The sequence below is a fragment of the Leisingera sp. NJS204 genome, assembly GCF_004123675.1.
Classification (GTDB): domain Bacteria; phylum Pseudomonadota; class Alphaproteobacteria; order Rhodobacterales; family Rhodobacteraceae; genus Leisingera.
Genome location: NZ_CP035417.1, coordinates 3,382,640 through 3,395,606, shown reverse-complemented (window position 1 = coordinate 3,395,606; position 12,967 = coordinate 3,382,640). Strand labels below are relative to the sequence as shown.

Here is a 12,967-nt window from a genome sequence, read left to right as displayed (position 1 = left end):
CATGTCCCACGTCTTTCCCCGCCACACCAAGGCCGCGCTGCCCACCGCCGTCGCGGGCGAGGGCTGCTATCTGATCGACGCAGACGGTAAGCGCTATTTCGACGGCTCCGGCGGTGCTGCGGTGTCCTGCCTCGGCCATTCCGACGCTGATGTGATCAAGGCGGTTCAGGATCAGGTCGGCAAGCTGGCCTTTGCCCACACCGGTTTCCTTACCTCGGATCCCGCCGAGGAGCTGGCGGATCTGCTGGTTGCCCATGCGCCGGGTGATATCGACCGGGTGTATTTCGTCTCCGGCGGCTCCGAGGCGACCGAGGCGGCGATCAAACTCGCCCGCCAGTACCATCTGGAACGCGGCGAGCCGCAGCGCTGCCGCATTATCGCCCGCAAGCAAAGCTACCATGGCAACACCCTTGGGGCGCTGGCCGCAGGCGGCAACGAATGGCGCCGAACCCAGTTTGCCCCGCTCCTGATCGAGATCTCCCACATTTCGCCCTGCTACGAATACGTGGGCCGGGGTGAGGGAGAGAGCAGCTTTGACTATGGCCAGCGGGTGGCAAATGAGCTGGAGGCGGAAATCCTCCGCCTTGGCCCCGAGACCGTGATGGCCTTCATGGCGGAACCGGTGGTCGGTGCAACCTTGGGTGCGGTGCCGGCGGTTACGGGCTATTTCAAACGCATCCGCGAGATCTGCGACAAGTACGGCGTGCTATTGATCCTGGATGAAGTCATGTGCGGCATGGGCCGCACCGGCCATCTGTTTGCCTGCGAGGCGGACGGCGTGGCGCCGGATATCCTGTGCATCGCCAAGGGGCTGGGCGCCGGTTATCAGCCGATTGGTGCAATGCTTTGCACCCGCCAGATATATGAGGCGATCGAGCACGGCTCAGGTTTTTTCCAGCACGGCCACACCTATATCGGCCACCCGGTGGCGGCCGCTGCCGGCCTTGCCGTGGTCAAGGCGATGCTGGAGCGCGGGCTGGTGCAGCGTTGTGCCGAAATGGGAGAAAAGCTGCAGGCCGCGCTGGAGGACCGTTTCGGCCGGCACCCCTACGTCGGCGATATCCGTGGGCGCGGGTTGTTCCGCGGGGTCGAGCTGGTCGCCGACCGCGACACCAAGGAACCTTTCGATCCGGCGCTGGGTCTGGCCAAGAGCATCAAGAAGGCAGCGTTTCAGGCCGGTTTGATCTGCTACCCGATGCCGGGCACCCGCGACGGTCAGAACGGCGACCATATCCTGCTGGCACCGCCGTTCATCATCACCGGGGAACAGATTTCCGAGGTGGTGGATAAGCTGGAGGCCGCCATCACCCAGTGCCTGCCGCAAGCTTAAGCTGCTCAAAGAAATACTAACCGCCTGGCCGCAGGCCGGGCAGCGCCCGCCCCATGGGCGGGCGCTGCCCTCAGCGCATTTTGCTCCCGGTGTCGCCTAGCTGATCCAGAATACCGGCGTAATTCTCCACCCCTTGCGCCCCGGTCACCAGATGGCGGCCATCAAGCACCATCGCAGGCACACCGCGGATGCCCTGGCTCACCCAGAACGCTTCGCGCTGGCGCACGCTGTCGGCATGTTTGCCGCTGTCCAGCGCAGCACGGGCTTCTGAACCGTCCAGGCCTAGGTTCCCGGCAGCTTGCGTCAGAACCTCCGGATCGGAGACATCTTTGCCGTCGGTGAAATAGGCCGCCAGCAGCGCCTGTTTCATCTCATGGCCTTTGCCGCGTTCTTCCGCCCATTCGATCAGCTGATGCGCCTGGAAGGTATTGTAGATCCGCATCCCGTCAAAGAAGCGGAAGGTGAAACCCAAGGCCTCCCCCAGTTCCGTCAATTGCGCCCGCACCTGCGCCGATTGTTCCGCCGTGCTGCCGTATTTCGCGGCCAGATGCTCCCGCAGGTCCTCGCCTTCCGGCGCCATGTCCGGGTTCAATTCAAACGGCTGCCAGTGGATGTCGAGAACCGCCCCGGCGCGGCGGGCGGCAAAGGCCAGTTGGTTGTACCCCACCGCGCACCAGGGGCAAACCACGTCCGAGATGATATCCACCCGGAGGGCGGGGCGGGCTTCGGAAGTTTCCATGAGGCGGGTCCTTTTATGTTCAACGCGTTGCAGGGGAGATGGGGGCGGCCCATCCGGAAAGCAACCTGCGAGCGGCGCCCCATCTGTGCAGAATAGGCCTGGTTTCGGGCTCGCCGCGAAAGGATCAGCGGATTGGAGCGGTTTGGGCGTGCAGGTATCCTTGCCGGCGGCGGCCTCGCCCGGGGCCGCGATTGCGCCGGCTTGCCAGGATTGCAAATTGCGTACAGCCTTAGTTCGGGCCTGACTGCAAGCCGCCCGCTTTGCCCGGCCCCGTCAAAGGAGACTGCTATGCCCCGGATCGACACGCTCCTCTCTGCCTTCCCGCGCGCAAGTCTGCTGGCAGGACCGACACCCCTGGAACGTCTCAACCGGCTGTCCGCTGAGCTGGATACCGACCTGTGGATCAAGCGTGACGACCTTACCGGTCTGAGTTTTGGCGGCAACAAGACGCGCCAGCTGGAGTTCTATATCGGTGCTGCGCGCGCGGCTGCGGCCGACACCATCCTGATCACCGGCGCGGTGCAATCAAACTTTGCCCGCACCGCCGCCGCCGCGGCTGCGAAATACGGCATGCAAGCGGTGCTGCAGCGAGAGGAGCGGGTGCCGGATATGGACCCGCTCTACCATAGTTCAGGCAATGTCTTCCTGTCGGACATCCTTGGTGCAGGGGTGATGAGCTATCCCGGGGGCGAGGATGAGGCCGGCGCGGATGCCGCGCTGGAAACCCGTGCCGAAGACCTGCGCGCCGAGGGCCGAAACCCCTACATCATCCCGCTTGGCCTTGGCCATCCGCCGCTTGGCGCGCTGGGCTATGTGCAGGGCGGGGCGGAACTGGTAGCGCAGATTGGCGGCTTTGATGCAGCCGTGGTGCCGTCGGGCAGTGGAGCGACCCACGCCGGGTTTCTGACCGGAGTGCGTCTTGCGGGCATCACCTCGCCTGTCTTTGGCATCTGCGTGCGCCGTGATGCTGCGTTGCAGAAAGAACGGTTGGGGACAGTGGCGGATGCGCTGGCAGACCTGATAGGCATCCCGCGCCCATTTGGCAGCGACGGAATCCTTACCTGGGACGGTGCGCTGGCACCGGGCTATGGCCGCGCAGGCCCCGCCACCCGCGCCGCACTGCAGCGCATGGCCAGGGCAGAAGGGATCCTGCTGGACCCGGTCTATTCTGCCAAGACCTTTGCCGGTCTGCTTGGCCTTTTGGAGGAGGGCAGCATCCGCAAAGGCCAGAAGGTGCTGCTGTTGCACACCGGTGGGCTGCCGGCGCTGTTTGCCTATCAAAACGACCTTGGATTTGGCGGCGCGCAGGCACCATGACCGGCTGCCAACGGATATCGTGCAGGCCCTGGGCTGAACTTTTTCGCCGCTGTCCCCGCGGGGACACGGCGGAGTAACTACGGGCCGTGAAACGGCCGCCGGTCATGGCAGGAGCAGAGCTGACCGGTGGATTTTGCGGTGACCTAACCCTTGCCGAGCTGGCTTGCGTCCCGCGCAACTGCTTCGATTGCTGCCCAGTTGCCAGCCTTGACCAGATCGGCAGGCGCCACCCAGCTGCCGCCGGCGCAGACCACGTTAGGCAGGCTCAGATAGGTTTCCGCATTGGCGGGGCTGATGCCGCCGGTGGGGCAGAAGGAGATTTGCGGCAAGGGCGCGCCGATCGCTTTCAGCGCGGGCACGCCGCCTGAGGCTTCTGCCGGGAAAAACTTCAGCATCCCATAACCGCGCGCCAGCAGGCGCATCGCCTCGGTTGCTGTCGCAGCACCGGGTAACAGCGGCAGGCCGATGGATTCGCAGGCGTCCAGCAAGTCATCCGTCGCGCCGGGGGAGACGCCGAACTGCGCGCCGGCCTCCTTGGCGGCTTCGGCGTCTTCGGGGGTGATCAGCGTGCCGGCCCCGACCACACCGCCCTTCACCTGTGCCATCTCGCGGATCACATCCAGCGCAGCACCTGTACGCAGGGTGACCTCCAGTGCCGGCAAGCCGCCCGCGATCAGCGCTTCGGCCAAGGGGCGGGCATGGGCCGCGTCGTCGACCACCAGCACCGGCATCACCGGCGCCAGGGTGCAGATCCCGCATGTGCGCAGGCTGGCGTCCTGAGGGGTTATCCGCGTCATTTCAAACTCCAAAAACGCTGGCGCCTTCGTCGGCCGAAGCGACCGAGCGGCGGAATAGGGAAAACAGCTCACGCCCGGTGCCGTGCTGATAGGCGCTGAGGTCGGCAGTGGCGGTATCGCGCTCCAGCACGCCTTCGGTGAGGATTTCCATCGTGCCGCGCACCGCGTCCAGCCGCAGCATGTCACCGTCCTTGAGTTTGGCTATCGGGCCGCCGTCCAGCGCTTCGGGCACCACATGGATCGCGGCGGGGATCTTGCCGGAGGCCCCGGACATCCGCCCGTCGGTGACCAGCGCCACCTTCTGGCCCTTGCCCTGCATGATGCCCAGCATCGGGGTCAGGCTGTGCAATTCCGGCATGCCGTTGGCCTTGGGGCCCTGGAAGCGCACCACAACAATCACGTCGCCGGTCAGCTCACCTGCCTTGAAGGCGGCCTTGGCTTCTTCCTGGTCATGAAAGACGCGGGCGGGGGCCTCGATCACTTGGTGCTCCTTGGCCACTGCCGAGACCTTGATCACCGAAGTGCCCAGGTTTCCGGTCAGCCGCTTCAGCCCGCCGGTTGCCTGGAACGGCGCATCTGCCGGGCGCAGCACCGCGTCGTTCAGGCTTTGCCCCGGACCGGCGCGGAAAGTCAGGCCGTCTTCGGACAGGAACGGTTCCATCACGTAATTTTCCAACCCGTCGCCTGCCACGGTTTTGGTGTCGGGGTGCAGGCAGCCGGCTTTCAGCAGTTCGCCGATCATGTAGCCGAGGCCGCCGGCCGCGTGGAAATGGTTCACGTCAGCAAGGCCGTTGGGGTAGACCTTTGCCAAAAGCGGCACCGCTTCGGACAGATCTGCAAAGTCCTGCCAGTCTAGCAGGATGCCGCCCGCACGGGCCATTGCGATCAGATGGATCAGCAGATTGGTGGAACCGCCGGTGGCCATCAGCCCGACGATGCCATTGGCATAGGCTTTCTCGTCCAGAACGTCGCAGACCGGGGTATAATTGTTCCCCAATGCACTGAGCGACAGCGCACGTTTGGCGCCCTCAACCGTCAGGGCCTCGCGCAGCGGTGTGCCGGGTGTGACAAAAGAGGAGCCGGGCAGGTGCAGGCCCATGAACTCCATCAGCATCTGGTTGGTGTTGGCAGTGCCGTAGAAGGTGCAGGTGCCGGGCCCGTGATAGGCCGCCATTTCTGCCTTCAGCAACTCTTCGCGGTTGATTTCCCCGGCCGCAAACTTCTGGCGGATCTTGGCTTTTTCATCGTTGGCAAGGCCGCTGGTCATCGGACCTGCCGGCAGGAAAACCGCCGGGATGTGGCCGAACGCCTGGGCGCCGATCACCAGCCCCGGCACGATCTTGTCGCAGACGCCAAGAAAAACCGCGGCGTCGAATACATTATGGCTGAGCGCGATGCCTGCGGCCATGGCAATGGTGTCGCGGGAAAACAGGCTCAGCTCCATGCCGGCCTCGCCTTGGGTGACGCCGTCGCACATGGCAGGCACCCCGCCCGCCACCTGGGCGGTGCCGCCGGCCCGGCGCACAGCGTCGCGGATCAAGCCTGGGTAGGTTTCAAACGGCTGATGCGCCGACAGCATGTCATTATAGGCGGTGACAATTCCCAGATGACCCTTGGCGCCCTGGGCCAGTGTCTGCTGGTCCGCCCCGGTGGCGGCATAAGCATGGGCCTGGCCGGAGCAGGACAGATGCGCCCGCGCAGGTCCCTTGCCGCAGGCAGCAGCCATCCGTTCCAGATAGGCCGAGCGGGTGACCTCGCTGCGGGCGATGATACGGTCGGTGACGGCGGCCAGGGTGGGGTTCAGGGTCATGGGGTGCCTTTGTAGCAAACTGCGGGGGCAAAGGGGAGGGCAGTCATCTCAGGTTCCGATACTGCGCCAGCGGCGGCCGTCGCGGTGGATCAGCAGCAACGAGTCATCAGGTCCCGTGCTGCCGCTGTCATAGGGCTGCGGCGCTTCGCCCGCGTCCTCCCAGCCGGCGATGATCGGGTCGGCCCAGGCCCAGGCGGCCTCAACCTCGTCGCCGCGCATGAACAGGGTCTGGTTGCCGCGGATCACATCCATGATCAGCCGCTCATAGGCGTCCTGCGGGCGGCCCGATTCTGGCAGCTCATCCGCAAATGTCATGTCCAGATTGGCCCCCGTCAGGCGCATGCCGCCCGGGCCGGGGTCCTTGATTGTGGTCTTCAGCGTAATGCCCTCATCCGGTTGCAGACGGATCACCAGCACATTGCCATGCACGGTGCCGGAACCTTCGAAGATGTTGTGCGGCGGGTCGCGGAAATAGACGGCGATCTCGCTCACCCGCTCGCGCAGGCATTTGCCGGTGCGCAGGTAGAAGGGGATCCCGGCCCATCGCCAGTTCGCCACTTCAACCTTGAGCGCGATATAGCTTTCGGTGCGGCTGGACGGGTTGGCGGCGTGGTCACGGTAGCTGCCGCCGGCTTTGCCGCCGTTCCGGCTCCGGTACTGGCCGCGGGCGATGCTGGATTGGGGCACCGGGCGCAGCGCCTCGATCACTTTGACCTTTTCATCGCGCACGGCGTTTGGGGTGAATTGCGCGGGCGGCTCCATCGCAGTGAGGCACAGCAGCTGCATCAGATGGTTCTGCACCATGTCCCGCATGGCGCCCGATTTATCGTAGTATTCCCCGCGCCCTTCAACGTCGATGCTCTCGGCCACGGTGATCTGCACATGGTCGATGTGCGAGGAGTTCCACAAGGGTTCAAACAGCGAATTGGCAAAGCGCAGCGCCATCAGGTTCTGCACGGTTTCCTTGCCCAGGTAATGGTCGATCCGGTAGATCTGCCGTTCCTCGAAATGGGCCCGCAGCGCGGTGTTCAGGGATTGGGCTGAAGCCAGATCATGGCCAAAGGGTTTTTCCAGCACGATGCGGCTGTCCGGCGTGGCGATGCCGGTCTCGCTGAGGCGGCGGGCAATGTCGGTGAACAGCGGCGGGCCGACCGAGAGGTAGAAGGCGCGCACCGCATCGTCGCGCAGTTTCCCGTGAATCACATCCCAGCCGGCATCGCCGCGTGCATCCACCGCGACATAGTCCAGAAGGGCGGTGAAAGCGGCGATTTCCGCAGGCGTGGTCTCCACATCCTGGCCGAAATCGCGGATAGCATCGGCGGTCTGGGCGCGGAATTCTTCGGCGGTCAATGTGCTGCGCGAGCTGCCGATGATCCGGCACGCATCGCTGAACTGACCGATCTGGAAGCGGTGAAACAAGGCCGGCAGGATCTTGCGGCGGGCCAGGTCGCCGGTCGCGCCAAACAGCACGAGGTCAAAGGGTTCAACGGGGATGACGCGGGAAACCATTGATTTTACATCGCTGTTCTACAGAGGCCAGGCCATTGTGCCGCTTGGGGCGGGGCAATTCAATTGCCTCTGTTGCCATATGGCTGGTTAAAGTTGAGTTATCGCTAACATATGGGGCCGGTGAGGGCCATCCGGAAAAACACGGCGGCCCGTCTGCTTGCAAACAGGTCAGCCTTGCTGCCGGAATGTTTCGCGTGCGAAACATTGGGTCAACAGTACTGATCAATTGTTGCCCTGTCCCGGACTTCCCGCTTGAATTGACCGCCGGCTTGGGGAATTGGGAAGCCATGAGCATGTTTCACTGCCCCAATTGTGCCAGCCCGGTGACCCCGAAGGCGGCCACGGTCAAGCTGACCGCTTGCGAGGCCTGCGGCACTACCCTGTTCATCGAGGATGCGCAGGTGCGGCTCGCAGGCGACGCAGGTGTCATGCATGACACCCCGCTGCTGTTCGGCCTTGGCAGCGCCATCCGGTTAGGCGGCCACCAGTTGCAGATCCTGGGCCACGCGCGGTTTTCCTATGGGCGCGGATATTGGGACGAGTTTTGGGCGCTGGATGACAAAGGCGCCCCCTGCTGGGTCTCGATAGATGAGGGCGACATCGTGATGCAGCGGGTGCTGCAGCGCGCTGCCTGGCCGCGGTATGACGGCTATCTACGGCTGGGGCAGCGCATTGACCATGACAGCGTGGAGTTCGCAGTTGCCGAAGAAGACGATGCCGAATGCATCGCAGTGCGCGGCAGTTTCGATCAGCCCCTGCTGGTGGGCGAGCGCTATCGCTTTGTAAACTTGCAGGGCGATGACGGCACGCTGTTGTCAGCGGAGTTTCAGGGCAGCCGCCGCGAATGGTACCATGGCCGGTGGTATGACCCGTTTGAGGTCGAGGTGCTGGCATGACCCGGAACGCTGAATTGAAGGCGGTCAACTGCACCTCCTGCGGGGCAGGGCTGGATATCCTGGGCGGCGGCCGGGTGACGGTGCATATCTGCCCCTATTGCGGCACTGAACTGGACGCGTTGGACAATTACCGCGCTGTTCGCACGTTCAACGATATCAAACGCCCGATCAGCCCGTTCGCAATCGGCATGACCGGCACTCTGTTCGGTGCAGACTACACCGTGATCGGCACATTGCAGCACGAAGAACGCTGGGGCGTGCGGACCTGGATCTGGGTGGATCACCAGCTTTTTTCCCCGACCCACGGCTATGCCTGGCTGACGATTGAGGATGGCCATTTGGTTTTCACTCGGCGCTACCGGCGCCCGGTATGGATGTCGGTGCATTGGGTGGAACGGGCGGAACACCGGCCAAAGGTGCATGCGGGATCCCGCACGTTTCAGTATTACGGCACCTCCACCAGCCGGATCACCTTTGCCGAAGGGGAGTTCACCTGGTCCCCGAAAAAGGGTGAAAAAACCACAACGGTCACTGCGCTTGCTGATGACGCGATGCTGAGTTTCGCCCAGGCCGGCAGCGAGCGTGAAACTTGGCTGTCGCAATACTTGCCTGCCGGGGATGCTGAAGCAGGATTTGGCATCCAGACCGGGTTGAAGCCGCATGGCACACATCCGTTGCAGCCCTTTAAGACCGGGCCGGATTTCGACTTTATAAAATGGGCCTCTGCCGCCTGTGCCGTGGTGTGCCTGATCATCGGAATGAACTTGCAGGGACGCTCTGGCGAGGTTGCGCTGAAGCGGACGGTTCTGACGGCTGCTGACCTGCCGGCAGAGCTTCCTGTGATAGTCAGTGAAGCCGGCAAGCTGACACGCATCAGACTCGCAGGAAATACAAATAACAGCTGGGCTTTTGTCGGGATTGAGCTGACCGACCCGGAGGATGAACCCGTGTTCCAAGCTGGACGCACGGTTGAGTATTACCATGGCCGCAGTTCGGATGGGAACTGGAGCGAAGGCGACAACAAGGCGCAGCTGACCTTCCGGCCGCTGATGGCCGGCACCTACACGCTGAGCCTGGAGGTTGAGGAAAGCGGCCACTGGACGGAGCTGAGCTACCCGCAATCCACGAAAACGCGCCCGAAAACTGCGGCACAAAACCGGCCGGCGCTCAGCAAACTTACGGTTTCAGCGAAATCCGGATTGTCCTCCGGGCTATATATGGGCTTTCTGGCCATCGCATTCGGCCTGCTGGCCGGGCAGGGTTTCCTGCGCGCCTGGTGGCATCGCAAGGCGCGCTGGCGCGGCAGTGATTGGGTGGAAGACGACGACTAATGAACCTGTTCCGCATCATCTTTCTGGTCATGTCCGGCCTCTCCATCACCGGGGCTGCTTATGTCTCGTATCAGGGCTACGGCGGCGAGAGCCGCGACCTGGACAAATCCATCCGCGCCGCCAGCGGCGGGCGCTATTCAAACGGCAACGTCAAATAACCGGGGGACCCCATGGAGTATTTCTCTGCCATCCAAGCCGCTGAGCTGATCAGCACTGTGTTTTATACCTTTGTCGGCGTGGCGCTGATGGGGGCGGTCTGGAAAGTGATCGATTGGATGACGCCCTTTCCGATCATGAAGGAAATCGAGCAGGACCAGAACATGGCGCTGGCGGTGCTGATCGGCTTTCTGTTCCTGTCCATCTCGATCATCATCGCTGCCGTCATCCTGTCATGACCGGCGCGGCCCCTGACGGCGGGGGCGTGCGGCTGCGCGAGTTCTGGCTGTTGGCGGCGACCTTTCTGGTGGCGGTATCGGGGCTGATTTACGAGCTGATCGCGGCGACACTTTCCAGTTACCTCCTGGGGGATTCCGTGCGCCAGTTCTCGCTGGTGATCGGGGTGTTCCTGTCTGCGATGGGGCTGGGGGCCTGGCTGTCGCGTTTTGTCGGTCAGGCGATGAGCGGCTTTATCTGGGCGCAGATCGGGCTGGGGGTGGCTGGCGGCTTTATGGCGCCGGCGATTTTCTTTTCTTATGCCTGGATGGAGAGCGTTTCGGTGCCCCTGTACGGGCTGCTGGTGCTGGTTGGTGTGCTGTCTGGGATGGAAATCCCGCTGATTGCGCGGGTGCTGAAGCAGATCGGCGCGCCGGAGTTCCGGTTCGAAAACGTGCTGAGCGTGGATTATGCCGGCGCGCTGGCGGCCTCGGTCGCCTTTCCGCTGCTGATCATTCCGCAGCTGGGCCTGATGTCGGCCAGCCTGAGTTTCGGGGCCTTGAACCTGGGTGTTGCCGGCCTGTCGCTATGGGTGTTCCGCGCTGATGCCAGCCGGGCGCAGGCCGCAGTCTGGGCCGTGGTTTTTGCCGCCACGCTCGCGGGCCTGTGGCAATCCGAGCGGCTGGTGTCGGTGGCCGAAGCCGATCTGTTTGAGGACGACATCATCCTGACCGAGGCAACGCCGTATCAGCAGATCACCGTGACCCGCTACAAGGACCGGGTGCGGCTGTTTCTGGATTACTCGATCCAGTTCGATACGTTGGATGAGCACCGCTATCACGAAAGCCTGGTGCACCCGGCGATGGCGCTGGCGCCGCGGCGCAAGGACGTGCTGATCCTGGGCGGCGGCGATGGCATGGCAGTGCGCGAGGTGCTGCGCTGGGCGGAGGTGGAAAGTGTTACGCTGGTGGATCTTGACCCGCGGGTGACGGAGCTGTTCCGCGGCCATCCGCAGTTGTCGGCGCTGAATGGCGGGGCGCTGAAGGATTCACGTGTAACCATCCGCAACATGGATGCGTGGAAGTTTGTAGAGGGGACGGATCGCGTCTTTGACGTAATCATCGCGGATCTGCCGGACCCCAAGAATCTGGCGTTGTCCAAGCTGTACACCCGGCAGTTCTATGGCGCGCTGATGGAACGGTTGAGCGCACAAGGGGTGGTGGTGACCCAGGCCGGCTCGCCTTTGTTTGCCCGCAGCGCTTTTTGGTCGGTGGCGGGGACGCTGAAGGCGGCGCGCAATCCCTACCGTCCGGGCGAGGGGCTGCAGGTACTGCCGTATCACGCCTATGTGCCAAGCTTTGGCGATTGGGGATTTGTGCTGGCCACGCCGCAGGCGCTAAGGCCGCGGGAACTGACACTGCCTGCGGGGCTGAAGTTCTTGAATGCCGCTGTGTGGCAGGCGGCGCAGGTCTTTGGGGATGACACCGGGCCGGTTGACGTGGCGATCAACTCGCTGCAATCCCATGCGCTGGCCGGGTATTACCAGGACGGCTGGGACCAGTGGTTTGAGTAAGGCCGTATCCCGGCACGGGAAACAGCCCGGAACATATCTGTTTTTGGCAGCCGGCCTGTCACGGGACCCGGGCAAGCGTTGATTTGATCAAATCTTGCCCGGAGCTGTTTCAGCCGTTAAGCATATCCAGCAAAGACCAAAGCACCAACAGGGAGGAATGCCCATGACCCCGCTAGCCGGCCTTAAGGTGGTTGAGCTTGCCCGTATCCTGGCAGGGCCCTGGATCGGCCAGTCGCTGGCGGATCTGGGCGCTGAGGTTGTAAAGGTGGAAAGCCCGGACGGCGACGATACCCGCAAATGGGGGCCGCCGTTCATTGAGCGGGACGGCGATAAAACCGCCGCTTATTATTATGCTGCCAACCGGGGCAAGGACTGTGTCGTTGCTGATTTCCGGACTGAGGAGGGCAAGCAGACTGTCCTTGACCTGATCCGTGACGCAGACATTCTGATCGAGAACTTCAAGGTCGGCGGTCTGAAGAAATACGGACTGGATTACGACAGCCTGGCGCAGATCAACCCGCGGCTGATCTACTGCTCGGTCACCGGTTTTGGCCAGGACGGACCTTATGCCAAGCGGGCGGGCTATGACTTTCTGCTGCAGGGCATGTCAGGCTTGATGTCGATCACCGGCGCGCAGGATGGCCAGCCGCAGAAGGTGGGGGTGGCGATCACCGATATTGTCACCGGGCTTTATGGCACGATCGGCATTCTTGCGGCGGTGGAGCAGCGCCACACAACGGGCCGCGGCCAGCATCTGGATATGTCGCTGATGGACTGCGCGACGGCCTTGCTGGCGAACCAGGCGATGAACTATCTGGCGACCGGCGACAGCCCGGTGCGGTTGGGCAATGACCATCCGAATATCGCGCCTTATCAGGTGATGGCAGTGAAGGACGGCCATGTGATCCTGGCGGTGGGCAATGACGGGCAGTTCCTGCGGCTGTGCGATGTGCTGGGGCTGGCCGAGGCCAAAGCGGATGCGCGGTTCCAGACCAACCAGCTGCGGGTTGCCAACCGCAAGGTGCTGACGGCGGTTCTGGAGGAGGTGCTGGCGGCCTGGACGCAAACGGATCTGCTGGCAGCGCTGGAGGCGGCAACTGTGCCCGCGGGGCCGATCAACACCATCGGGCAGGCCTTTGAGGATCCGCAGATCCAGCACCGGCAGATGCAGATCGCGCCGGAAGGCGTACCGGGGGTGCGGGGGCCGTGGACGTTTTCGGATGCGGAACTTGCGCTGAAGAAATCAGCGCCGAAGCTGCCGGAGTAACCCGCAGCCCGACACGCGGCAGAGCG

12 protein-coding genes are annotated in these 12,967 nt (G+C 63.4%); 8 read left to right on the top strand and 4 right to left on the bottom strand.

Translation table 11 applies throughout. From position 1 onward, the window contains the following. Nucleotide 1 precedes the first annotated feature (1 nt). A complete protein-coding gene (locus ETW24_RS16490; RefSeq protein WP_129372062.1) occupies nucleotides 2-1,330 on the top strand; it encodes an aspartate aminotransferase family protein in 1,329 nt (442 codons plus the stop codon). 70 nt (nucleotides 1,331-1,400) lie between these two features. Here ETW24_RS16490 and ETW24_RS16485 read toward each other — a convergent pair whose 3' ends face one another. After that, nucleotides 1,401-2,069 carry a DsbA family oxidoreductase gene (locus ETW24_RS16485; RefSeq protein ID WP_129372061.1) on the bottom strand — a complete coding sequence of 223 codons (669 nt, stop codon included), beginning with the start codon at nucleotides 2,067-2,069 and terminating at the stop codon, nucleotides 1,401-1,403. Nucleotides 2,070-2,357: 288 nt separating this feature from the next. Between ETW24_RS16485 and ETW24_RS16480 the strand changes: the two genes are divergently transcribed. Then, entirely contained in the window at nucleotides 2,358-3,386 is a 1,029-nt protein-coding gene (locus ETW24_RS16480; protein ID WP_129372060.1) for a D-cysteine desulfhydrase family protein, read from the top strand. A gap of 143 nt (nucleotides 3,387-3,529) precedes the next feature. Here ETW24_RS16480 and eda read toward each other — a convergent pair whose 3' ends face one another. From eda to zwf, 3 genes are read right to left on the bottom strand one after another with little or no spacing between them, the layout of a single operon-like run. Further along, a complete protein-coding gene (eda, locus tag ETW24_RS16475) occupies nucleotides 3,530-4,183 on the bottom strand; it encodes a bifunctional 4-hydroxy-2-oxoglutarate aldolase/2-dehydro-3-deoxy-phosphogluconate aldolase (RefSeq protein WP_129372059.1) in 654 nt (217 codons plus the stop codon). 1 nt (nucleotide 4,184) lies between these two features. Continuing rightward, nucleotides 4,185-5,993: a phosphogluconate dehydratase gene (gene edd / locus ETW24_RS16470; protein ID WP_129372058.1), complete on the bottom strand. Its 1,809-nt coding sequence runs from the start codon at nucleotides 5,991-5,993 to the stop codon at nucleotides 4,185-4,187. 48 nt (nucleotides 5,994-6,041) lie between these two features. After that, nucleotides 6,042-7,502, bottom strand: a complete 1,461-nt coding sequence (gene zwf, locus ETW24_RS16465; protein WP_129372057.1) for a glucose-6-phosphate dehydrogenase — start codon at nucleotides 7,500-7,502, stop codon at nucleotides 6,042-6,044. Between the two features lie 287 nt (nucleotides 7,503-7,789). On the opposite strand from zwf, the gene ETW24_RS16460 reads away from it, so the two are divergent. The 6 genes from ETW24_RS16460 (at nucleotide 7,790) to ETW24_RS16440 (ending at nucleotide 12,941) form a co-directional block, all read left to right on the top strand. Beyond that, on the top strand, nucleotides 7,790-8,398 hold the full coding sequence (locus ETW24_RS16460) for a DUF4178 domain-containing protein (RefSeq protein WP_129372056.1): 609 nt from the start codon (nucleotides 7,790-7,792) through the stop codon (nucleotides 8,396-8,398). Continuing rightward, a complete protein-coding gene (locus tag ETW24_RS16455) occupies nucleotides 8,395-9,729 on the top strand; it encodes a DUF4178 domain-containing protein (RefSeq protein WP_129372055.1) in 1,335 nt (444 codons plus the stop codon). Before ETW24_RS16460 ends, ETW24_RS16455 begins: the two co-directional genes overlap by 4 nt. Further along, on the top strand, nucleotides 9,729-9,887 hold the full coding sequence (locus ETW24_RS24330; protein WP_164982760.1) for a hypothetical protein: 159 nt from the start codon (nucleotides 9,729-9,731) through the stop codon (nucleotides 9,885-9,887). Before ETW24_RS16455 ends, ETW24_RS24330 begins: the two co-directional genes overlap by 1 nt. 12 nt (nucleotides 9,888-9,899) lie before the next feature. Continuing rightward, nucleotides 9,900-10,124, top strand: a complete 225-nt coding sequence (locus tag ETW24_RS16450; protein ID WP_129372054.1) for a DUF350 domain-containing protein — start codon at nucleotides 9,900-9,902, stop codon at nucleotides 10,122-10,124. Beyond that, nucleotides 10,121-11,674 carry a polyamine aminopropyltransferase gene (locus ETW24_RS16445; RefSeq protein ID WP_129372053.1) on the top strand — a complete coding sequence of 518 codons (1,554 nt, stop codon included), beginning with the start codon at nucleotides 10,121-10,123 and terminating at the stop codon, nucleotides 11,672-11,674. Before ETW24_RS16450 ends, ETW24_RS16445 begins: the two co-directional genes overlap by 4 nt. A gap of 163 nt (nucleotides 11,675-11,837) precedes the next feature. Continuing rightward, the gene (locus tag ETW24_RS16440; protein WP_129372052.1) at nucleotides 11,838-12,941 is read left to right on the top strand and encodes a CaiB/BaiF CoA transferase family protein; all 1,104 of its coding nucleotides are present in this window, start codon (nucleotides 11,838-11,840) and stop codon (nucleotides 12,939-12,941) included. The last annotated feature ends 26 nt before the right edge of the window (nucleotides 12,942-12,967 follow it).

Excerpts from the sequence above, each read along its gene's own strand:
- eda (WP_129372059.1), bottom strand. The coding sequence starts at position 4,183 with ATGACGCGGATAACCCCTCAGGACGCCAGCCTGCGCACATGCGGGATC.
- ETW24_RS16485 (WP_129372061.1), bottom strand. The coding sequence starts at position 2,069 with ATGGAAACTTCCGAAGCCCGCCCCGCCCTCCGGGTGGATATCATCTCG.
- ETW24_RS16460 (WP_129372056.1), top strand. The coding sequence starts at position 7,790 with ATGAGCATGTTTCACTGCCCCAATTGTGCCAGCCCGGTGACCCCGAAG.
- ETW24_RS24330 (WP_164982760.1), top strand. The coding sequence starts at position 9,729 with ATGAACCTGTTCCGCATCATCTTTCTGGTCATGTCCGGCCTCTCCATC.
- ETW24_RS16445 (WP_129372053.1), top strand. The coding sequence starts at position 10,121 with ATGACCGGCGCGGCCCCTGACGGCGGGGGCGTGCGGCTGCGCGAGTTC.
- ETW24_RS16490 (WP_129372062.1), top strand. The coding sequence starts at position 2 with ATGTCCCACGTCTTTCCCCGCCACACCAAGGCCGCGCTGCCCACCGCC.
- ETW24_RS16440 (WP_129372052.1), top strand. The coding sequence starts at position 11,838 with ATGACCCCGCTAGCCGGCCTTAAGGTGGTTGAGCTTGCCCGTATCCTG.
- zwf (WP_129372057.1), bottom strand. The coding sequence starts at position 7,502 with ATGGTTTCCCGCGTCATCCCCGTTGAACCCTTTGACCTCGTGCTGTTT.
- ETW24_RS16455 (WP_129372055.1), top strand. The coding sequence starts at position 8,395 with ATGACCCGGAACGCTGAATTGAAGGCGGTCAACTGCACCTCCTGCGGG.
- edd (WP_129372058.1), bottom strand. The coding sequence starts at position 5,993 with ATGACCCTGAACCCCACCCTGGCCGCCGTCACCGACCGTATCATCGCC.
- ETW24_RS16450 (WP_129372054.1), top strand. The coding sequence starts at position 9,900 with ATGGAGTATTTCTCTGCCATCCAAGCCGCTGAGCTGATCAGCACTGTG.
- ETW24_RS16480 (WP_129372060.1), top strand. The coding sequence starts at position 2,358 with ATGCCCCGGATCGACACGCTCCTCTCTGCCTTCCCGCGCGCAAGTCTG.